We start from the raw sequence: 19,124 nt of genomic DNA, 5'->3' as shown, positions 1-19,124 counted from the left end.
TCACCGATTGCGTTGGCCGCGCGACAGCATCCGCTGCGCCTGCGCGGCAATTTGAGCTTGGCTGCGCTGAAAGCCCTGCACGTCTGGCGTGGTGATGTTCATCACCACCGTCACCGCACGCCCACCCGAGCTTTGCACCCCAAGCCGACCATCCGCACCGCGCGCCAGTGGCATGATTGCTTCCGGCCCCGCCTCGCCCATCAGGCCCTGCCCGCCGCGCATCGCAAACGGCGTGGCTTGGCTGACAACGCCACCTTTGGCAAACGGCATCACCCGGCCTTGAGAAAAACTTCCGCCTTTCTCAAACGGCATCCCGCTTAACAACCCGCTAAGGCCCGAAGCAATCGCCCCGCCCAAAGCATTCTGCACCGGCTTCATCGCGATGCCGTAAACCGTATCCGACAGCGATTTCGCCACCGATTTCAATGCGTCCGACAGCTTGGCCCCATCAAACACCAACCCGTCAAACGCCCGCCGCAGACCGCCACCGATGCCGCTCGACAGCACATTGACCTCGCGCCCGGTGAACATCATGGTTTCCCGCATCCGCGAGAGTTCACCCTCAAACGCGCCGACCATGCCCGTGGTGCCCGACAGCGTGGCCTCAAGCGCCGCTATCTGGTCTTGCAACTCCTCTACCGTCGCCATCGCCCGCCCCTTTTGTGAAATATGGATAAGCTGCGGCCAATTCCTCCAGCCGCGCCCGCGTCAGGGGCGGCAAAGCCGCTTCCGCCCCCAGCATGATCCTCAACTCGATCGGCGACAGCGCCCAAAACTGCGCCGGGTTCAGCCGCAACGCGCCCATCCCCGCCCACATCAGCCCCGGCCAATCAATCCCATTAAGCGCCGCGATCTTCATGCCTCGCCCGGCAGAGCAAAAGCCCGCGCCAGCAATTCCGCCGCCGCCCGTGCCGCTTCCACCGGACCACCACCGATCTCAACCGTGCGCAGATGCTCCGCCGTGCCCTGCCAACCGCCACCACGCAAGCCAGCCACGATCAGCGCCAACACATCACGCGTAGAAACCTTGCCAGACTCAAACCGCTCGACCATCTCGACCAGCGATCCCGCCTGCAACGCGCCCTCTAACTCGGCCAAGGCCCCCAAAGTCAGCTTGGCGACATGCGCCACGCCATCCAGAACAATCGCCACTTCTCCCGCATAGGCATTCGCCATCAAAGCGCCGTGAAGGTCAAAGCCCCAGCCGAGGCGAGGGTCATTTCATAGGTCGCCTCGCCGTTATGGCTGCCCGCATATTCAATCGCGGTGATCTGGAACGCACCCTCCACCTCGCCAAAACTGGGGATCACCACCTGAAATCGCGGCATCTCGGCGTCAAAGAAAATCTGCCGCGCCCGCGCATCGGTCGTCGCATCGCGAAACACGCCAGAACCCGAGATTGAAGCCGTCTTCACCCCCGCCCCCGCCAGCAGTTCACGCCAGCCGCCCGCACTTTCCAAGCTGGTGACATCGACGGTTTCCGCGTTGAAACTGATCCGCGTTGCCCGCAACTCCCCGGTAAACGTAGATAACCAATGCGAAATCCCCGCCGTCACCCGCGCCACCAAGGGCAGCACGGTCAACCGATAAAACGCCCGGTTGGCTTCCTGATAATTCGAATAGGTCGCATCGCCGGGTATCCCCATCAGCATCGGCGGCACCCCGAAAGCCGTGGCAATCTCGCGCCCCGCCGCTTCCTTGGTCTGCTGAAACTCCATGTCCGAAGGCGAGAATCCCATCGGCTTCCAGTCCAAACCGCCCTCCAGCAACATCGGCCGTCCCGCATTACGCGCGCCCTGATGGTGCATCTCCATTTCGCTGACGAGGCGATCATACTGATCGGTCGAAAGCTGCGCCTGCCCATCGGCGCCCTTGTAAACAATCGCCCCCGACGGCCGCGCCGCATTATCGAGCAGCGCCTTTGACCAAGCACTCGCCGAAGTATGCACTTCAATCGCCACCGCCGCCGCCTGCAACGGGCTAAAGCCGTAATGATCATCCGACGGATGAAACGTCTTGATATGGCAAATCGGCTGGCTTTCCGGCGTCATCGCAAACCGATGCGTCCGCCCGCCCACCGAGTAATCGTAGGCCACCGGCCAACCATCCGCCCCTGGCACCAACGACATCCGATCCGAGCGCAAAACATGCAGCTCGCCCGGCACCGCGCCCGCCCCCGGCACCGCCTCGATATAGGCATTGCCCGACAGCAGCAGATGGCCATACACCGCCTCCAGAAACTCCGCCCGGCCCTGCGCACCATTCGGACGGCGGATCAGATCGAGCACCGGATGGCTGTCATAGCGCCGGGTATCATCCTGCAAAACCAAGGGCATAGCCGAGGCGGCTTCCGAGATCAGCTTGACCGCCCGAAACCCCATCGGATTGCCCTGAAACCCGACCTTCGCCAGCGACACGAGGTCACGCGGGCTCCAAGCCACCCGACCCGAACCGCCCCAAGCCACGACGCGCCCAGTAGCCGAAGCCTTCTTTTCCACCACCACCGGCGCGCGCTTTAGAAAATCGAACACCATCTGCACTCCTATCTTCCCGACGCCAACCAACCGTCGGATCGCGCTTGTCTGAAGGCAGTTCTAATTCTGAAACCCTAACTTAACGCCAACCCACCGCGCGCAGCCCCCGCGCCCACGCAACATCCCCATCCCACGCCGCCCCGGACTTGATCCGGGGCCTCATGGCGGGCGAGGCGAGGCTTGAAATCACGTCCCGCACCGGAGCCACCCGCTAAATCTTCCGCACCTGCGGCCTGCGATACTTCTCCGCAGGCTCCACAATCAAATCGGTCAACGCCCAAACCAGCGCATCCACCCGGTCAGGCGAGCCGCGCCCCAAATAGCCCTGCGGCGCCATCTGCAACATCTGCGCCTCCAGAGCCGCCAGCCCCCGCACATGCGAAACCCGGCCCTGCTCGTACAATGCCGACACCGGCTCGGCCCGGATGCCTTTGCCTTTTGAGGCCCGCACCGCCCGATACGGCACCAGCGGATCAATCTGCCGAATGACCCCCTCCACCAGATCGCCGCCCTGATTGACTTCCGCCACCAGTCGATCTGCGCTAAAACGCTGCATCGCCGCAATCGCCGCCCGCGCCCATTGGTCCGGGCTCGCCCCCTTAACCGAAGCATCCGCGAGCACCACCGCATGCCAATTCTGCGGCGGCCCTTCCGTCATCGCCCCCACCACGATAATGCCGCACTCATCCGATTTGCCGTGACCGGTTACCGGAGGGTCCACCGCCACCACGATCCGCTGCAAACGCGGCACCTCGCTGATCCGGCCGCTTTCCAGCATCGCCGTCGTCCACAACGCCCCCGCCGCATCCTCGATCAGTAAGCCATCCAACTCCTGCGCGCCTTGCGTGGTGCCAGCATACCGCGCCCGCACTTCCTCAAGAAACGAGGCCGCGAGATACGCCCGGTTCGCCTCGGTCGGCGCATGGGTCACCACGGTTGAGGGGTTTTTCAGAATATCCTTCAACACCCCAATATTCTGCGGCGTCGTCGTCACCACCTGCCGGGGGTTGTCGCCCAACCGCAAAGCAAACTGCAACTGATCCCAAGCAGCTTCGGCCTTCGGCCACTTCGCCAACTCGTCAACCCAAGCCGCGTCAAACTGCGGCCCGCGCAAACTGTCCGGCTCATGCGCCGAAAACACCTGCGCAATAGCGCCATTTGGCCAAAGCAACCGCTTCTTGGTCGCCTGCCACTCTGGCCTGCGATCGGGCGGCGAGCAGGCCAAAATCCCGCTCTCACCCTCGATCATAACCGCCACCACCTGATCAATCGTTTCACCCACCAGCGCCACCCGACGTGAGCGTCCAGCATCCATTGGTCCCGCGCCCTCAACTTCGGTGCGCACCCACTCCGACCCGGCGCGCGTCTTCCCCGCCCCGCGCCCGCCCATAACCACCCAAGATTTCCACGCCCCCGCAGGCGGCAACTGATGCGGGAACGCCCAAAACTCGAACATCCACGGCAGCGCCAACAGCGCGTTCTCGCTCAGACCATCGAGAAAATCATCAACTTGCAGCGGCGTCGCGGAGGCGAGCCAATCGGCTCCCGATCTCATCGCGTGCGGCGTATAAATCGAGGGTGCCGGTTCCGACAGCCCCGGCAACTTGTTTGCGAAGTTTTTCAACGCGTCCCCTTTCTTTGTGAACCAAATCCACCGTCAGCATCAAATCACGCACCGTATTCGGCAGCGCCTTTGAGACTTCAAACTCGCCCGCCTTCAGCGCGTTCACCGCCTTTAGCAAAGTCAATGTCGTGGTTTCATAAAGTTGCTCTGCATCCGCCAGCAGATCGCTTGGCGGCTGTTCTCCGATGGAGAAAGTGATTGTCATGCCTGATATGCCCGCCTCTCATGCTGCCTCCGCAGGCGTAAAATGAAAAAACGGCCCTCAGGGTCACCCCCTCGGCCGCTTGCCCACCTCTTCCAGCATGACAAATCTGTAATTCAGAGCGTTCGCAAAGTCAAGTTAAACCGTTTATTATCAGAGTGTTGCGCACGCTGCGTTAACCTGTTGGTAAGAACTAAGCAGCTCCACCAACAACGCCAACGCCCCCTACCGCTGCATCGCCACCGCTAATGCCTGCGGCTCGGAACTGACGATCCGCTGATGGCTGATCAACCACGAGAACGGCAGCGACAGCACCATCTCATCGCCCGCCTTGATCCGATTTGGCACCACCGCGGGATCAACCTCGGCGTAACCCACCGAAAACACGATGGCTTTGATCTGTGCCACCGCAGCCAAAGCCGGCACCCCGTCATAAGGCAACTGCTGATCCAAAAGCCCCGGCAGCATCACCGAACCCTCCAGCACAGCCCCCGGCCCGAGCACCCGCGCATAAGCCACCTCCGGGCTTTCAACCTTCTCCCCCACCGGCACCTGCGGCACAAACTTCGCCACCCGAAACACCCCATCCGCCTCCAGCCAATGCCACGCAAACGCGGCATCGACCGAGCGATAACCCGTCACCGAAGTCCGATACAGCCGATCAAACACATAGACCTCAGCCGCCCCGCCATTGCGCACCTGGTAGCGGCCAACCACCCCGGACTCGAAGGCTTCCCATGTCACACTCACGCTGACATCGCCGTCATTCAGCACATTCATCACTTGCTCCTGTGCCTCGGCACCCGTTGCCGCCACCAATCCAAAGATCGGGACCAATCCCACCATCAAAGCCAACCCGCGCATCTAGTAAGCGGTGCGCGGCGGTTGGCCCAGTTCCGACCGCATCTTGTTCTCGGTATGCGGATTGTTCTGATAGGGCGGCAGACCCACCGCTGCCAGCTCATCATTCTCCACCCCGCCGGTTTTATTACCGCTCCAACCGCCATTCTGCGCCTGCTCGCAATGCACCAGCTCATGCCCCAACCCCACCGCAGGCGGCCGCGTCATATAAGGTTGCGAGCCATCGCCGATCTGCGTCTTATCGGGGTTATAGTTCAGCGTGCTGCCCGAGCCCGGCCCCGGCGTGCCATCCGGCTTCAAATTCGCTCCCGGCCCGGTGCCGTCAACCTTGTTGCCCCCCGTCGTAGCCACGATCTTCACCGGCCCCTTGCCCGGCGCATTCAGACTGTTGAGCAGGTCATGCCCAGTCGGCGTCGCATCCAACCGCTGCAAATCCCGCGCCACCGCGTCCCGGTAGTCTTTGCTACCGACAATCGTGATGTTGGAGCCTACATGCGTGACAGTGGTGCCGTCCGCCAGCACCTCTTCCCATATATTCAACGCGCCCGGTTCTCCGGGCGACGGCGTCGCCACAATCCCGATCAGCACGGTGGGCAGGCCAAGAATAATCAAGCCGCCCTTCATCGTCGGATCAAACTGCCGCGCCGCAGCCAAGCCGCCGATCAAAACGGTAGGCGAGCCGAAAGCGATCGGATCAACCGACGGGATCGGCACCAAGGCGGGGATGATACAGAGACAGAGATCAGTCATCCGAGCGGCGGGGAGGCCGCCAATCATCACAGTGATCATCGCAGGCGGCATGATCGGAAACGGCGCCCCCGCACACATCGGGCAGGTGTGCATATCCGTCATGCGGGCTGCGGGAAATCCGACCACGTCAAAGCCTTTGAAAGTATAATGAGGGCAGGCTAGGCTTGGGGAGGCGATGTGTCAAGAAATCGCTGGGGTTTGGGAGGGGGTTGGGGAGCCTCCCAACTTGGGAGCTTTTTTATGTGGGGGATATCAATGGGTTGGGATGGCGGTGTTAAGGGTTTGTTAAGGTTTGGGGAGGTTGTGCGAGAGCAAACGGTACGCTCCAACATTTTTTTGAGTGCATCTTGCACAGATGTTCTCGAATACAATATTGTGTATGATATATGCGGCCAGTTGCTAGATTTTGTATTAGAATAATTGTTTAATTTCGTTTTGGGGACAAATGAATGGGAAAAGACGAAGTCGCGAAGAGACCTGAGGAACCTGAGGATAAAAACTGGAAAAAGCTTGCTCGTGGAGCGCTTCAAGTAGCGGGTGCCGTTCCTTTTGCGGGAGGAATATTTTCGGCTGCTGCCGGATTTTGGTCAGAACATGAGCAGAACCGTTTGAACGAGTTCCTCAAGCAATGGCTTAGAATGCTCCAAGACGAGTTGCATGAGAAACAAAAAACCATTGCCGATATCGCAATTAGGCTTGATCTAAACGATGAGAAAATTTCTGCTCGCGTGCGCTCCGACGAATATCAGGGATTGGTGAAAAAAGCATTTCGGGATTGGGCCGGAACAGAAAGCGTAAAGAAACAGGAGTTCGTCAGGAACGTTTTGACGAACGCCGCCACCGCTAGTTTTTCTTCTGATGATGTCGTCAGTCTTTTCCTTGATTGGCTACATACCTACTCCGAATTGCATTTTGCGGTGATCGCGCAAATTTACAATCATGATGGAATTACTCGCAGTCATGTCTGGCAACAGCTTGGCAAGGGACGCCCACGCGAAGACTCTGCGGAAGCAGACCTTTATAAGCTTCTGTTTAGGGATCTCTCAACAGGCGGAGTTATCCGCCAACATAGAGAGACTGATTACGCTGGGAACTTTATTAGGAAAGAGCGCTCAAAAACGAGTACTCGCAGTGTTCCGCATGTGAAATCCGCTTTTGACGATGATGAAGGATATGAACTGACCGCGCTGGGGAAGCAGTTTGTTCATTACGCAATGAGCGAGATCACTACCAAGCTTGAATATCGCGATGATGCCAAGGGCGGTGATCGAGCCGCTGATGAGGGAGCAACCGACCATGAATGATGATATTTTATTCTGGAAACATGAGTGGATGAGTATTGTTGAAGCTCAGAAGGCGGCTCTCCGAAAAGATGTCGACCGATTGACAAAGTCGGATTTCGAACAAACTGGTGAAGAAGAATTGGCCAACCAGCTTTGTACGAAATACTCGTTAGAAGTCCCTAAGCTTGGCGTGGACGATATTTCGGTTAAGCAACGTGAAATTAACATCGACGTTAGTCGCGACAGAATGCGTTATTCATCCTCAGGCGGACCACACTATTTGAAGGGAACCGCCATTGATGTTCGAGTGCCATTTCAAGGCGATCGCGGAATGTTCGAAATTAAGCCTAATACTTGGACCACAAGCATACCTCGCGGGCGCTTAGAAGGTAACTCAGTACTATTTACCATCAGCGGAATCGATCTATCTCCAGCACAAGTAAAGTCAGACATCGACCGTCAAATTGCTGACCTGCAGTTGTGGCTAGGCTTTCAGGAGCAGAGCGTCGGCAGCTTCCCTGTGGAGTTGGCTCAGGTCGCTAAACAGGCACTTATTGTACGGAAAAAGAAACTGAGCGCAGATGCAGACCTTATTTCGGGGCTCGGGTATAAGATGGAATAGCTAGCTGCCCTTCCCTTTGCCCGATTTGTTCTTAAACAAATCGGGCCGCACCTGCCTGCCCCCGGCAGGTGCGTTCCGCACCAGCCCAGTCAGGCGCGCCCCGATTTACATAGCGATGGCTTGTGGCACGACGCCCCTCGCTCAACGGCGTTCCGCCTTGTGAGCAATGAACCGGAAAACTCTGCCCCGCAGAGTTTTCGGTCGGTTCGGTAACAGCAAGCAGGGTTACTCCTGCACCCCAACAGCCGCTTCTTCGCCCTTCGCAGCCTCAATCGCGCGCCACTTGGTCACGTTCTCATTATGCTGCGCCAGTGTCTCGGCGAACGCATGGCCCCCGGAGCCATCCGCTACGAAATAGAGATACGGCGTGGTGTCCGGGTTCAGGGCGGCCTCGATGCTCAGCCGACCGGGGTTGGCGATCGGGGTTGGTGGCAGGCCGTCGATGACATAGGTGTTCCACGCGGTGCGGCGTTTCAGTTCGGATTGGCGCAGGCCACGGCCCAAAACGCCTTCGCCTTTGGTGACGCCATAGATCACCGTCGGGTCGGTTTGCAGCTTCATGCCCTTGGCGAGACGGTTGATGAACACCGAGGCCACCTGCTTACGCTCCTCGGGGATGCCGGTTTCTTTCTCGACAATCGAGGCCATCACGAGGGCTTCTTCCGGGGTTTTATAGGGCAGACCTTCGGCGCGGGTCGCCCACAACTCGGCGAGGGTTTTGGCCTGACGGGCTTCCATATCGGCGACCAGAGTGGCGCGGTCAAAGCCTTTTTCGACCTCATAACTATCGGGCGACAACGTGCCTTCGGCGGGCAGTTTGTCGATGGCCCCTTCAAGGAAATCGGCGCGTTTCAGCGCGTCAATCACCTGCCACGAGGTCACACCCTCGGCCAAAGTGATGCGCCAGCGGATATCCGGGGCCTGTGCGGCATCCAGATAAGCGGTGGGCGCGGCATCCTTAGCGGGGTCGAATTTGGCGACCTCAACATAGCGGTTGGTGGCGGGGTCAAGCTCGCGCAGAACGACTTCGGCGGTGGCGACCGAGATGCGGAAGTTGACTTCGCGGCCACAAGTCGATTGGCCGCCTGCGGTCAGCGCCGTCAGAACATTCGCCATCGAGGATTGCGGTTGGATCAAATAGCTGCCGAATTTCAAGTCTTTAGCGGCTTGCGAATAATCCGCCCCGATACGGAAAATGCGGGCATCACTGACAGCCCCCTCAGCCTCCAGCCCCCGGCTGATCTGCGCAAGGCTGGCGCCCTTATCGACCTTGAAGCAGATCGCTTGCGCAAGCGGCCCCGGCCCGGTGAAGGCTTGCCGCCCCCAAGCGATCAGCCCGAAGGCGAGGATCAGCACCACGATGAACATCGTCAGCGCGTTGGAGGCGACCGCGCGCCACATTAGTTTGCGACCTTGCCGATGATCAGGCTGGCGTTGGTGCCGCCGAAGCCGAACGAGTTGGAAAGTGCGATGTCGATCTTGCGTTTGACGGCTTTGTTCGGCGCAAGGTCGATTGTTGAGGCCACCGCCGGGGTATCGAGGTTGATCGTCGGCGGCGCAATTTGGTCACGGATGGCGAGGACGCAGAAGATCGCCTCCACCGCTCCGGCAGCACCTAGCAGGTGGCCGATGGAGGATTTCGTCGAGGACATCGTGGCGTTGGCGGCAGCATCGCCCATCATGCGTTCTACAGCGCCCAACTCAATCGTATCGGCCATCGTCGAGGTGCCATGCGCGTTGATGTAGTCGATGGCCGAAGGCTCCAGCCCCGCCCGTTTCAGCGCCATTTTCATGCTGCGAAAGCCGCCTTCGCCATCCTCTGACGGTGCAGTGATATGGTGAGCGTCGCCCGACATGCCGTAGCCCAGCACCTCGGCGTAGATTTTCGCCCCGCGCGCTATGGCGTGCTCATATTCCTCCAGCACCACAACGCCAGCACCTTCGCCCATCACAAAACCATCACGGTCAGCATCATAAGGGCGCGAGGCTTTGGTCGGATCGTCAGCGCGTTTGGTGGACAAAGCTTTGCAGGCGTTAAAGCCCGCGATGCCAATCTCTGAAATCGGCGCTTCGGCACCGCCTGCGAGCATCACATCGGCGTCACCCCATTGGATCAATCGAGCGGCGTCGCCGATGGCGTGGGCTCCGGTGGAACAGGCCGTCACAACCGCGTGGTTCGGGCCTTTAAACCCGAAACGGATGGAGACTTGGCCGGAGATCAGGTTGATCAACGAGCCGGGAATAAAGAACGGCGACACCCGGCGCGCGCCTTTTTCTTTGATCAGCACGGCGGTTTCGGCGATAGAAGTCAGCCCACCGATGCCCGATCCGATCATCACGCCAGTGCGCTCACGGTCCTCATCAGTGACAGGCTCCCACCCCGAATCCCGCACGGCTTGCACGGCGGCGGTCATGCCATAAAGGATGAAATCATCGACCTTGCGGCGGTCTTTCGGCTCCATCCAATGATCCGGGTTGAAGGTGCCATCAGAACCATCGCCATAGGGGATTTCGCAAGCATACTGCGTGACAACGCCAGAGGCATCAAACCGGGTGATCGGCCCTGCCCCGGACTGACCAGCCAAGAGGCGGCTCCAGGTTTCTTCTACGCCACAAGCCAGCGGCGTGACCATTCCCAGACCCGTTATGACTACCCGACGCATCTATATCCCCCAGAGTGGTTTTCCGCCTGATACACGCCCCAAAGCCCGCGCGCAACTTAAGCCGGAGTTAGGTGGCAAGGCTGCGCCACCTAAGATTTCTCTCGCAACCGTGAAGTATCTTGACCGTGCAGGTGCAGCATGATAATGAATGAACGTTCATTCTGATTGAAAACCAGATCCCTGATAGATGCGATGCTCTGATGCTACAAACCCCGACTGCTACCAATGACACCCCCGCCGATGCGCGCGTCGCCGAAATTCTGGCCGCAGCGCGGCAGGCATTTGCCGAAAAAGGCTTTGACGGCGCATCAATGCAAGATCTGGCCCGTGCAGCGGGAATGAGCGTTGGCAATTTCTACCGCTATTTCGCCTCGAAAGCCGCCATCGTGCAGGCGCTGATCGCCTCTGACCTAGAGGAGATGGGTCGGGATTTTGAGCCGGTTTTGGCGTCGGATGACCCGATTGCGGCGATGCGCCAGAAGGTTCGGATAAAGCTGGTCGAGCATCAATGCAGCGATAAAGGTGCGCTTTGGGCAGAGATCACTGCGGCCTCGCTGCGCAAGCCCGATATCGGCACAGCTTGTGGCCATATGGAAACCACCATTGCCGACTATATGATGCAAGCATTTGCCACGGCTACAGGCATCAGCTTAAACGAATCCCGCCAGCGATTTGGTGCCCATGCGGCGCTGATTATGATGCTGGTGAAATCGTCAGCGATGATGCCGCAGCAGGATGCGACGCTGCGCCATGATTTGAATACTCTGATTTTGCGTATTATCGACCAAACCTTAGACGAGATTGCCGCCAACGGCGCGAAAGGCTGATGATGTTTATGTCCCGTATTGTTCTCGCTTTGGTTGCCCTGCAAGCGGTGTCGCCCGACTTGGCTTTTGCCGAAGCCACGACCGAAGTCGCCATCTCAGAAACCGCCGCAACTGAAAAGCCCGCGCAAGTTTTACCCGCGATCACGGTGTCTAAAGTGGAAACCCGGCATCTGCGCGATGTGGTGCTGGCCTCTGGTCTGGTCGCCCCGCAGGAAACCATTCAGGTCGCCCCGCTGATTGAGGGCCAACCGATTGAGGCTTTGCTGGCAGATATCGGTGACAAGGTCGAAGCCGGGCAAGTGCTGGCCAAACTCTCCACCTCAACCCTCGATCTGCAAAAGGCGCAGTTGGCGGCGTCACTGGCTGCGGCCAAGGCGCAGATTGCCCAAGCCCAAGCGCAGTTGATTGAGGCGAAATCGTCGTCGGACGAAGCGCAACGCACCTCTGACCGTACCACCAAGCTGAAAGCGCAAGGCTCGGCCAGCCAAGCCGCAGCCGATACGGCGCTTGCTGGTGCCGTTTCCGCCCAAGCTCGCGTCGCTGTGGCCACCCAATCGCTAGAAGCCGCAAAGGCGCAGCAAACCTTGGTCGAAGCGCAGCTTGCCAATGTCGATCTGCAACTGTCGCGCACCGAAGTTACCGCGCCCTTCGCTGGTGAGATTACCGCCCGCAATGCGCAACTCGGCGCGATTGCCTCGGCAGCGGGTCAACCGATGTTCACCCTGATCCGGGGCGGCGCGTTAGAACTGCGCGCCGATGTGGCCGAAGCCGATCTGACCAAGCTGATCGCCGGCCAAACCGCCGAGCTGCGGCTGGTTGGTCTGACCACACCGCTAACCGGCACGATCCGTCTGGTGGAACCGAGCATCGACGCCACCACAAGGCTCGGTCGCATCCGCATCGCGATTGACGATGCAACGGCGGTGCGCCCCGGCATGTATGTGGAAGCCAGCATTCTGGTGCATGAAGGCGACGCCGCTGCCGTGCCGATCACGGCGGTGAAATCGTCGGGCGGCAAAACCTCGGTCATGCAGGTTCAAGGCGCTGTGGTGACGCAAAAAGACATCACCGCAGGCGTGCGCGATGGCGGTTGGATCGAAGTGCTCGACGGTTTGAAAGTTGGCGACGAAGTTGTGACCAAAGCCGGCGCCTTCGTGCGCGACGGCGATCATATCAATCCTGTGGTGGCTGCTGCCACCGATAGCAACTGAGGGCTTAGCGCATGAACATTTCAGCTTGGGCCATCCGAAATCCGCTAGCACCGATCTTGGCTTTCTTCATCCTGCTGGTGCTGGGCTGGCAGTCGTTCAACGCGCTGCCAATCACCCGCTTCCCTAATATCGACGTGCCGGTGATCGCCGTCACCGTCACGCAAGCGGGCACAGCCCCGGCCGAGATGGAAACCCAAGTTACCAAAATCGTCGAAGACGCTGTTGCGGGTATCACCGGCGTGAAGAACGTCACTTCGACTGTGGTTGACGGCCAATCGACCACGGCTGTTGAGTTTCGTATCGAAGTGCCAACCGACAAAGCGCTGCAAGATGTGAAGGACTCGGTTGACCGGGTGCGCAACAAGCTGCCCGCAGCCGTGGACACGCCGAAGGTCACGAAGATCGACGTCGAAGGTCAGGCGATTATGACCTTTGCGGTGTCGGCCCCCGATATGACGATCGAGGAAGTTTCGTGGTTCGTCGACGACGTGATCGTGCGGGGCTTGCAAGGCCGCCCCGGCGTCGGTCGGATTGACCGCTTCGGCGGCGCTGATCGTGAGATTCTGGTGGCGCTCGACCCGGTAAAGCTGAACAGCTTTGGCATCTCGGCGGCGGCAGTGAACGCGCAATTGCGCGCCACCAACGCCAACCTAGGCTCGGGCCGGTCCGAGATTGGCTCGGGCGAACAAGCGATCCGGACTTTGGGCGACGCGGGCACCGTGCAGGGGCTCGCCAGCACCACAATCGCCCTGCCCTCGGGCCGACATGTGCGCTTGGCCGATTTGGGCGATGTGCAAGACAGCTTTAAGGAACTCCGCAGCTTCTCGCGGCTGAATGGCGAGCAAGTGGTGACATTCTCGGTGTTTCGCGCCAAGGGAGCATCCGAGGTTTCCGTCGCCGAAACCGTCAATGCGACGCTGGACCAGATACGCGCCGCGAACCCCAACGTCGGCATCAAACTGGTCGATGAAACCGTGTTCTACACCTACGGCAACTACGAATCCGCGCTGGACACGCTGATGGAAGGCGCTCTGCTCGCGGTTCTGGTTGTGCTTGCCTTCCTGCGCAACTGGCGCGCGACCCTGATCACCGCCGTGGCGCTGCCGCTGTCGGCAATCCCGACGTTTTGGGCGATGGATATGCTGGGGTTCTCGCTGAACCTGGTGTCGTTCCTCGCGGTGACACTGGCGACGGGGATTCTCGTTGACGATGCGATTGTCGAGATTGAGAACATCGCCCGCCACATCCGCATGGGCAAAACCCCGTATCGCGCGGCGATTGAGGCTGCAGATGAAATCGGTCTGGCGGTGATGGCAACTACGGCGACGATCATCGCGGTGTTTGTGCCGGTGTCGTTCATGGGCGGGATACCGGGGCAATATTTCCGACAATTTGGCCTGACAGTTGCCATCGCCGTGGCGTTCTCGCTGCTGGTGGCGCGATTAATCACGCCGATGATGGCAGCGTATTTGATGAGCGCCAAGGATGCCAATGTCGGCCACCATGAGGGCGAGCAAGACGGCAGGTTCATGCGCAACTATCTGCGTTTGGTGCGCACCACCACCCAAGGCCCACGACTGGCGTTTCTCGGCCACAACAAAGCCGGGGAAGTCCGCCGCCTGCCCGTGTATTACTTCACCCTGCTGACAGCGATTGGCGTGCTGATCGTGTCGATCTTCTTCATGCTGAAGGTACCGGGCTCGTTCCTGCCGCCCGAAGACGTCAGCCGTATTTCGATCTCGGTCGAACTGCCGCCGGGCGCGACATTGGCCGAAACCGACAAGACCACCGCCGAAATACGCGATCATATCAAAGATGTCGAATGGGTGGACAACGTCTTTGTCATCGGCGGCACCTCGCCAAAAGGCGACCTTGATGTGCGCCGCGCCTCGGTGACGGTGACCCTGGTAAAACTCGATCACAGCCTGCTGCTAAAGCTATCGCAACTGGGGCGGCGGATTCCGCTGCTGGGTGCGCTGGTACCCGAAAAGCAAAACCACGGCCGCACCGTACCGCAAAACATGATCGAGGCTGAAATTTTCAATAGCCTCGCCACCGTGCCCGACATTCGCGCCTTCAAGCTGAATGACCGTGGGGAGCGCGACCTTGCCTATTCCATTCTGGCGAACTCCGAGGCCGATCTGAACACCGCGACGGCTGCACTAGAGCAGGCGCTACGAGCCGAGCCCCTGCTGGCCGAGGTCAGTTCCGAAGGCGCGTTGCCGCGTCCCGAAGTGCAGATCACCCCGCGTGCCGAGGAAGCCGCGCGTCTGGGCATCACCACGCAAGACATTGCGACCACAGTGCGGGTAGCAACAATTGGCGATCTCGATGTGTTGCTGGCCAATCTTTCGATCGACAACCGTTTGATCCCGATTCGGGTGCAACTGGCCAATGCCTCACGCGAAGATCTGAACCGGATTGCGGCGACGAAACTTGCCACCAACACCGGGGCTACCGTGCCGCTGTCAGCGGTGGCTGACATCGAAATCGGTGAAGGTCCATCGGTGGTGAAACGCTTGAACCGCCAACGGCAGGCGATCATCGGTGCAAGCCTGCCCGTCGGCGTGGCGCTCGGCACCGCCAGCGCAAGACTGGCCGAGATCGTCAAAGCCACACCGCTGCCCGCAGGCGTTACGGTCAGGGAATCCGCCGATGCGGAGGTGCAGACCGAGTTGTTCGCGAGCTTCGGCAAAGCCATGCTGATGGGCCTGATGCTGGTGCTGACCGTGCTGATCTTGTTGTTTAAATCGGTGATCCAGCCCTTCACCATCCTGCTGTCGCTACCCTTGGCAATCGGCGGCGTCGCAGCCGCCCTGATCCTGACCAACTCGGCTTTGTCGATGCCGGTGCTGATCGGCATTCTGATGCTGATGGGGATCGTTACCAAAAACGCCATCCTGCTGGTGGATTTCGTCATCGAGATGCGCAAACAAGGGCTCGACCGTCTGACCGCGATCATTGAGGCCGGCCACAAACGCGCGCAGCCGATTGTGATGACCTCGATTGCAATGTCAGCGGGGATGTTGCCTTCGGCCTTGGGCGTCGGTGAAGGCGGTGCCTTCCGCGCACCGATGGCAACTGCGGTGATCGGCGGCATTATCGTCTCAACCGTGCTGAGCCTTGTCGTGGTGCCGTCGTTCTATCTGATCATGGACGACCTTTCACGCCTGATTTCGTGGGCGTTTCGCGGCATTATCGGCCCGCGCGAAGTCGAGCCGCAATCGCCCGCCCCCGAAGCTTTGGAAGCCCGCATCGCGGCGCTTGAGGCGGAACAGCAGCACAAGGCCCCACCGCGCCTGCAAGGTCTGGCCGCGGAGTAAACAAACCAGCGGCGGTCTTGGGCGGCATTGAGCCCCCCGCGACCGCTGCTGCCGCAAGATGGATTTTCGAAGGTAGCGCGTGCGGCTACGGGGGAGCCTCCGGCGGGGATATTTATGAATAGGTGAAAATACTTAGCCCGAATAGGTTTTGGCAGTTGGTTTGGACAACAAAAAAGCACCCCTTGAGGTGCTTTTTCTTTAGCTATGCCGATAAGACAGGCTGCTAAATCAGGCTGCGGACGAGATGAACTTCACCGCGTCGCCAAAGGTCTGAATGGTTTCCGCCGCATCATCCGGGATTTCGATGCCGAATTCTTCTTCGAACGCCATGACCAGCTCGACCGTGTCGAGGCTGTCTGCGCCCAGATCATCAATGAACGAGGCCGTCTCGGTCACTTTTTCAGCTTCGACGCCCAGATGCTCGACGACGATCTTCTTCACACGATCAGCGATGTCGCTCATATTCTTTCCTCATATCGTTTAGGGGTCGCCCCCGGTCTTTTGCCTGCCCGTCGCCGGGCGCTCTTTCCTGCATCGGCAGGCACCAGTGACGACGGCCGCTGGCGTATTCTTGCGCGCCTATAGCAAGGGCGCGGACGCATAGCAACTCTGCTCATACATGCAATCAGAACATTCTGCTGTTATCAGAGCATTCTGCGTGGTCGCAGGTCAAGCCTGCTGTGAACCCAAGTCTTCGGTGTCACCCATCGGCCTGATTGCGGCAAAATTTGCAGCGTTTGGGTGTCGCGATGAACGCTGGATGGATCAGGATGTGAGTAAGACGGCACAAGCGGCTCACCTCACGGCAAAGGATCGCCCGAGCCACCCGTTGGCAGGCTTGTAGGCGCAGTCTTTGCCTCGGCAGGTGACGATGCGATTGAGCGCCGCAGGGCATAGTTTTCCAGCAAGCTTTGATAGCGCGGCGCTTTCAAACGGCTGACGCGGTGCAGCTGTTTAATCTGTGCCAAGCCAGCGCCCTCTCAAATACCGCCTCCTGAAACGTTGCATAGGTCTTGGCCTCGGTAAAAATCTGCGTCGCCGGATGACCTGCCCCCGGTAGGGCCAAAAGCCTTAGGTTTGGCGCAAGCTGGCCTAGCACCCGAGCATAGGCCCGATCCCGACCGCGCCCGACATAGGATCATACAGCACGATACCCCGCATCCTGCTGGCAATTCCCGCAAAGCGAGGCTCCTGACCCCCCGGTAAACACTTCAGCTTCCTCAACCATATCGACGGCAAACGGCGATTGGTTGGGGAAGTCCAATCTCTGCGGCGACACCAACACAACATGATCAAGGCGCAACGCTTTTGACAGCAGCAAAGCGCCAAACCCGCCCATCGAAAAACCAATGCCACAGACTTGCGCGAAGGGCTTGGTAAAGCGGCGCAGCGCCTTGCACAAAGCGGGCAGATCGTCGTTTAGGTAATAATCGTTGTCCCGCACTTGCACGTTCAACTGACTATATTCGCGATTGATTGCGAGCTTCCACGGCGTTACCGGTGCGAAGGACTCGCGGCTGAAGCTGCGGTGGTCGAACGCCACCAGCAGCCGTGACTGATGGGGGTTCTGGCAGATCGCGCGCGAAAACTTGCCCTCAAACACGATCTGTGGCGGTGCAATTGACATGCCGCTTTTCACCTTTACACCCACTCAACCACGACTGAACAAACACTCAACTGACCGCAGACGCTTAGAGATCATCAAGACATATCGCCGCCGCCGTTGATATGCAGCGTTGTGCCGGTGATATAGGCGGCCTCTTGCGAGGCGAGATACAGCACGCCCGCGGCTACCTCTTGCGGCTTACCCATCCGGCCCGCAGGCACGCCGACCAAGATCTTCGTGCGCTGCTCGTCGTTCAGCTTTTCGGTCATCGGCGTTTCGATCAACCCCGGAGCGACGCAATTCACCGTAATATTACGGCTGGCGACCTCTTGCGCCAGCGATTTTGATGCGGCCAATACCCCAGCTTTGGTGGCGGCATAATTCGCCTGCCCCGGATTGCCGGAATGTCCTACCACCGAGGTTATATTGATGATCCGCCCCCAGCGCGCCTTCATCATGCCGCGCAAAGCCCCACGCATCAGCCGGAACGTCGCGGTAAGGTTAACGTCGATCACCGCCTGCCATTCATCATCCGACATCCGCATGAACAGATTGTCGCGGGTGATCCCGGCGTTGTTGACCAGAATATCAACCGAACCCATCGCGGCCGTTGCCTGTTTGACCAGTTCATCGACTGCCGCAAGGTCGGAAAGATTGCAGGGCAGCACATGCGCGCGGTCCCCAAGTTCAGCGGCCAACGCCTGCAACGGCTCCAGTCGCGTACCGGAAAGCCCCACCGTCGCCCCAGCCGCATATAAAGCCCGCGCGATCTCGCCGCCGATGCCACCCGATGCGCCAGTGATCAGCGCGGTTTTACCTGTCAGATCAAACATGTTCTGCCCTCTCAAATGCGATGCCAACGACCTCGCCGTTTACATTCCATCGCGGTACCTGAAATCCGGATCCCACGATTTTTCTCGAAAATCGCCAGTCTTAACCGAGCCAGTCTTAACCGAGCCAGTCTTAACCGGGCCAGTCTTAACCGGGCCCGCCTTAACCGAGCCTTAGCCCTTGGCAGCCACAATATCCTCTGGCGTGCCAATCGCCCGTGTTACAGACCCCGAGGCGGTGCGTTTGATCATGCCGGACAACGCCTTGCCCGCGCCAATCTCCCAAAACTCGGTGACACCAGCGCCCTGCATCCACAGCACAGACTCACGCCAACGCACCGAGCCTGTGACCTGAGCCACCAACAAGGCCCGGATGCGGTCGGGTTCGGTGATGGCTTCGGCGCGCACGTTCACCACGATCGGCAGCGTCGGCGCATGGATCACCACAGCGGCGAGGGCTTCGTTCATCACAGCAGCGGCGGGTTGCATCAGTGAGCAATGAAACGGGGCGCTGACCGGCAGCAGCATCGCGCGCTTGGCACCCTTGGCCTTGGCGATTTCCAAAGCCCGCTCCACCGCCGCACGATGGCCCGATACCACCACTTGCGCCGGATCATTGTCGTTGGCAGCTTGGCAAACCTCACCCTGCGCGGCCTCAGCGGCGACTTCGGTGGCGGCAGCAAAATCGAGGCCCAGCAACACAGCCATCGCGCCCACCCCCACCGGGACAGCCTCTTGCATCGCCTACCCCCTGATCCGCAGCAGCCGCGCCGTATCAGACAGATCGA

General features: G+C 59.6%; 19 protein-coding genes and 1 pseudogene. 5 read left to right on the top strand and 15 right to left on the bottom strand.

Features of this window, described 5'->3' with window-relative positions:
• The 8 genes from JWS10_RS09855 to JWS10_RS21250 form a co-directional block, all read right to left on the bottom strand.
• Positions 1–648: a phage tail tape measure protein gene (locus JWS10_RS09855; protein WP_299506865.1), complete on the bottom strand. Its 648-nt coding sequence runs from the start codon at positions 646–648 to the stop codon at positions 1–3.
• Positions 605–859: a rcc01693 family protein gene (locus JWS10_RS09850; RefSeq protein WP_299506861.1), complete on the bottom strand. Its 255-nt coding sequence runs from the start codon at positions 857–859 to the stop codon at positions 605–607. Before JWS10_RS09850 ends, JWS10_RS09855 begins: the two co-directional genes overlap by 44 nt.
• Complete coding sequence (locus JWS10_RS09845; protein ID WP_299506858.1) at positions 856–1,176, bottom strand: gene transfer agent family protein; 321 nt, start codon at positions 1,174–1,176, stop codon at positions 856–858. Before JWS10_RS09845 ends, JWS10_RS09850 begins: the two co-directional genes overlap by 4 nt.
• Entirely contained in the window at positions 1,176–2,534 is a 1,359-nt protein-coding gene (locus tag JWS10_RS09840; RefSeq protein WP_299506855.1) for a phage portal protein, read from the bottom strand. Before JWS10_RS09840 ends, JWS10_RS09845 begins: the two co-directional genes overlap by 1 nt.
• Before the next feature lie 211 nt (positions 2,535–2,745).
• Positions 2,746–4,089, bottom strand: coding sequence for a terminase family protein (locus tag JWS10_RS09835; protein ID WP_299506852.1), 1,344 nt, complete (start codon positions 4,087–4,089; stop codon positions 2,746–2,748).
• Positions 4,040–4,363: a hypothetical protein gene (locus tag JWS10_RS09830; protein WP_299506849.1), complete on the bottom strand. Its 324-nt coding sequence runs from the start codon at positions 4,361–4,363 to the stop codon at positions 4,040–4,042. Before JWS10_RS09830 ends, JWS10_RS09835 begins: the two co-directional genes overlap by 50 nt.
• A 222-nt stretch (positions 4,364–4,585) precedes the next feature.
• Positions 4,586–5,206, bottom strand: coding sequence for a hypothetical protein (locus tag JWS10_RS09825; RefSeq protein ID WP_299506846.1), 621 nt, complete (start codon positions 5,204–5,206; stop codon positions 4,586–4,588).
• Between the two features lie 18 nt (positions 5,207–5,224).
• Entirely contained in the window at positions 5,225–6,097 is an 873-nt protein-coding gene (locus JWS10_RS21250) for a M91 family zinc metallopeptidase (protein WP_366943531.1), read from the bottom strand.
• A gap of 323 nt (positions 6,098–6,420) precedes the next feature.
• Here JWS10_RS21250 and JWS10_RS09810 point away from each other — a divergent pair, with 323 nt between their 5' ends.
• Both JWS10_RS09810 and JWS10_RS09805 read left to right on the top strand, forming a co-directional pair.
• Positions 6,421–7,275, top strand: a complete 855-nt coding sequence (locus JWS10_RS09810; protein ID WP_299506843.1) for a hypothetical protein — start codon at positions 6,421–6,423, stop codon at positions 7,273–7,275.
• Positions 7,268–7,876 (top strand): hypothetical protein, encoded by a 609-nt coding sequence (locus JWS10_RS09805; protein ID WP_299506840.1) that lies wholly within the window; start codon positions 7,268–7,270, stop codon positions 7,874–7,876. Before JWS10_RS09810 ends, JWS10_RS09805 begins: the two co-directional genes overlap by 8 nt.
• Positions 7,877–8,101: 225 nt before the next feature.
• Here the strand turns inward: JWS10_RS09805 and mltG are convergent, their stop codons facing one another.
• Positions 8,102–9,277 (bottom strand): endolytic transglycosylase MltG, encoded by a 1,176-nt coding sequence (mltG, locus tag JWS10_RS09800; protein WP_299506837.1) that lies wholly within the window; start codon positions 9,275–9,277, stop codon positions 8,102–8,104.
• On the bottom strand, positions 9,277–10,539 hold the full coding sequence (fabF, locus tag JWS10_RS09795; protein ID WP_299478617.1) for a beta-ketoacyl-ACP synthase II: 1,263 nt from the start codon (positions 10,537–10,539) through the stop codon (positions 9,277–9,279). The genes mltG and fabF overlap by 1 nt, the downstream gene beginning before the upstream one ends.
• A gap of 200 nt (positions 10,540–10,739) precedes the next feature.
• Between fabF and JWS10_RS09790 the strand changes: the two genes are divergently transcribed.
• From JWS10_RS09790 to JWS10_RS09780, 3 genes are read left to right on the top strand one after another with little or no spacing between them, the layout of a single operon-like run.
• On the top strand, positions 10,740–11,366 hold the full coding sequence (locus JWS10_RS09790; RefSeq protein WP_299506834.1) for a TetR/AcrR family transcriptional regulator: 627 nt from the start codon (positions 10,740–10,742) through the stop codon (positions 11,364–11,366).
• 8 nt (positions 11,367–11,374) lie between these two features.
• Positions 11,375–12,577, top strand: a complete 1,203-nt coding sequence (locus JWS10_RS09785) for an efflux RND transporter periplasmic adaptor subunit (RefSeq protein WP_299506831.1) — start codon at positions 11,375–11,377, stop codon at positions 12,575–12,577.
• A gap of 11 nt (positions 12,578–12,588) precedes the next feature.
• On the top strand, positions 12,589–15,900 hold the full coding sequence (locus JWS10_RS09780; RefSeq protein WP_299506828.1) for an efflux RND transporter permease subunit: 3,312 nt from the start codon (positions 12,589–12,591) through the stop codon (positions 15,898–15,900).
• Positions 15,901–16,128: 228 nt separating this feature from the next.
• Here JWS10_RS09780 and JWS10_RS09775 read toward each other — a convergent pair whose 3' ends face one another.
• The 5 genes and pseudogenes from JWS10_RS09775 to JWS10_RS09755 form a co-directional block, all read right to left on the bottom strand.
• A complete protein-coding gene (locus tag JWS10_RS09775; RefSeq protein ID WP_054008607.1) occupies positions 16,129–16,362 on the bottom strand; it encodes an acyl carrier protein in 234 nt (77 codons plus the stop codon).
• Positions 16,363–16,700: 338 nt separating this feature from the next.
• Complete coding sequence (locus JWS10_RS09770; protein ID WP_299506825.1) at positions 16,701–16,868, bottom strand: hypothetical protein; 168 nt, start codon at positions 16,866–16,868, stop codon at positions 16,701–16,703.
• Between the two features lie 170 nt (positions 16,869–17,038).
• Positions 17,039–17,527 (bottom strand): hypothetical protein, encoded by a 489-nt coding sequence (locus JWS10_RS09765; RefSeq protein WP_299506822.1) that lies wholly within the window; start codon positions 17,525–17,527, stop codon positions 17,039–17,041.
• 74 nt (positions 17,528–17,601) lie between these two features.
• Positions 17,602–18,339 (bottom strand): 3-oxoacyl-[acyl-carrier-protein] reductase, encoded by a 738-nt coding sequence (gene fabG, locus JWS10_RS09760; RefSeq protein ID WP_299506819.1) that lies wholly within the window; start codon positions 18,337–18,339, stop codon positions 17,602–17,604.
• A gap of 171 nt (positions 18,340–18,510) precedes the next feature.
• Positions 18,511–19,124, bottom strand: a pseudogene (locus JWS10_RS09755) (ACP S-malonyltransferase); the annotation flags it as partial.

Source organism: Cypionkella sp., from assembly GCF_028290025.1.
Classification (GTDB): Bacteria; Pseudomonadota; Alphaproteobacteria; order Rhodobacterales; family Rhodobacteraceae; genus Cypionkella.
Note: the sequence above shows the minus strand (reverse complement) of the source record. Positions and strands in the feature narration are given on the sequence as shown.

Coding starts and splice junctions, on each gene's coding strand:
- JWS10_RS09855 (WP_299506865.1), bottom strand. CDS start 648: ATGGCGACGGTAGAGGAGTTGCAAGACCAGATAGCGGCGCTTGAGGCC.
- JWS10_RS09850 (WP_299506861.1), bottom strand. CDS start 859: ATGAAGATCGCGGCGCTTAATGGGATTGATTGGCCGGGGCTGATGTGG.
- JWS10_RS09845 (WP_299506858.1), bottom strand. CDS start 1,176: ATGGCGAATGCCTATGCGGGAGAAGTGGCGATTGTTCTGGATGGCGTG.
- JWS10_RS09840 (WP_299506855.1), bottom strand. CDS start 2,534: ATGGTGTTCGATTTTCTAAAGCGCGCGCCGGTGGTGGTGGAAAAGAAG.
- JWS10_RS09835 (WP_299506852.1), bottom strand. CDS start 4,089: ATGAGATCGGGAGCCGATTGGCTCGCCTCCGCGACGCCGCTGCAAGTT.
- JWS10_RS09830 (WP_299506849.1), bottom strand. CDS start 4,363: ATGACAATCACTTTCTCCATCGGAGAACAGCCGCCAAGCGATCTGCTG.
- JWS10_RS09825 (WP_299506846.1), bottom strand. CDS start 5,206: ATGGTGGGATTGGTCCCGATCTTTGGATTGGTGGCGGCAACGGGTGCC.
- JWS10_RS09810 (WP_299506843.1), top strand. CDS start 6,421: ATGGGAAAAGACGAAGTCGCGAAGAGACCTGAGGAACCTGAGGATAAA.
- JWS10_RS09805 (WP_299506840.1), top strand. CDS start 7,268: ATGAATGATGATATTTTATTCTGGAAACATGAGTGGATGAGTATTGTT.
- mltG (WP_299506837.1), bottom strand. CDS start 9,277: ATGTGGCGCGCGGTCGCCTCCAACGCGCTGACGATGTTCATCGTGGTG.
- fabF (WP_299478617.1), bottom strand. CDS start 10,539: ATGCGTCGGGTAGTCATAACGGGTCTGGGAATGGTCACGCCGCTGGCT.
- JWS10_RS09790 (WP_299506834.1), top strand. CDS start 10,740: ATGCTACAAACCCCGACTGCTACCAATGACACCCCCGCCGATGCGCGC.
- JWS10_RS09785 (WP_299506831.1), top strand. CDS start 11,375: ATGTCCCGTATTGTTCTCGCTTTGGTTGCCCTGCAAGCGGTGTCGCCC.
- JWS10_RS09780 (WP_299506828.1), top strand. CDS start 12,589: ATGAACATTTCAGCTTGGGCCATCCGAAATCCGCTAGCACCGATCTTG.
- JWS10_RS09775 (WP_054008607.1), bottom strand. CDS start 16,362: ATGAGCGACATCGCTGATCGTGTGAAGAAGATCGTCGTCGAGCATCTG.
- JWS10_RS09765 (WP_299506822.1), bottom strand. CDS start 17,527: ATGTCAATTGCACCGCCACAGATCGTGTTTGAGGGCAAGTTTTCGCGC.
- fabG (WP_299506819.1), bottom strand. CDS start 18,339: ATGTTTGATCTGACAGGTAAAACCGCGCTGATCACTGGCGCATCGGGT.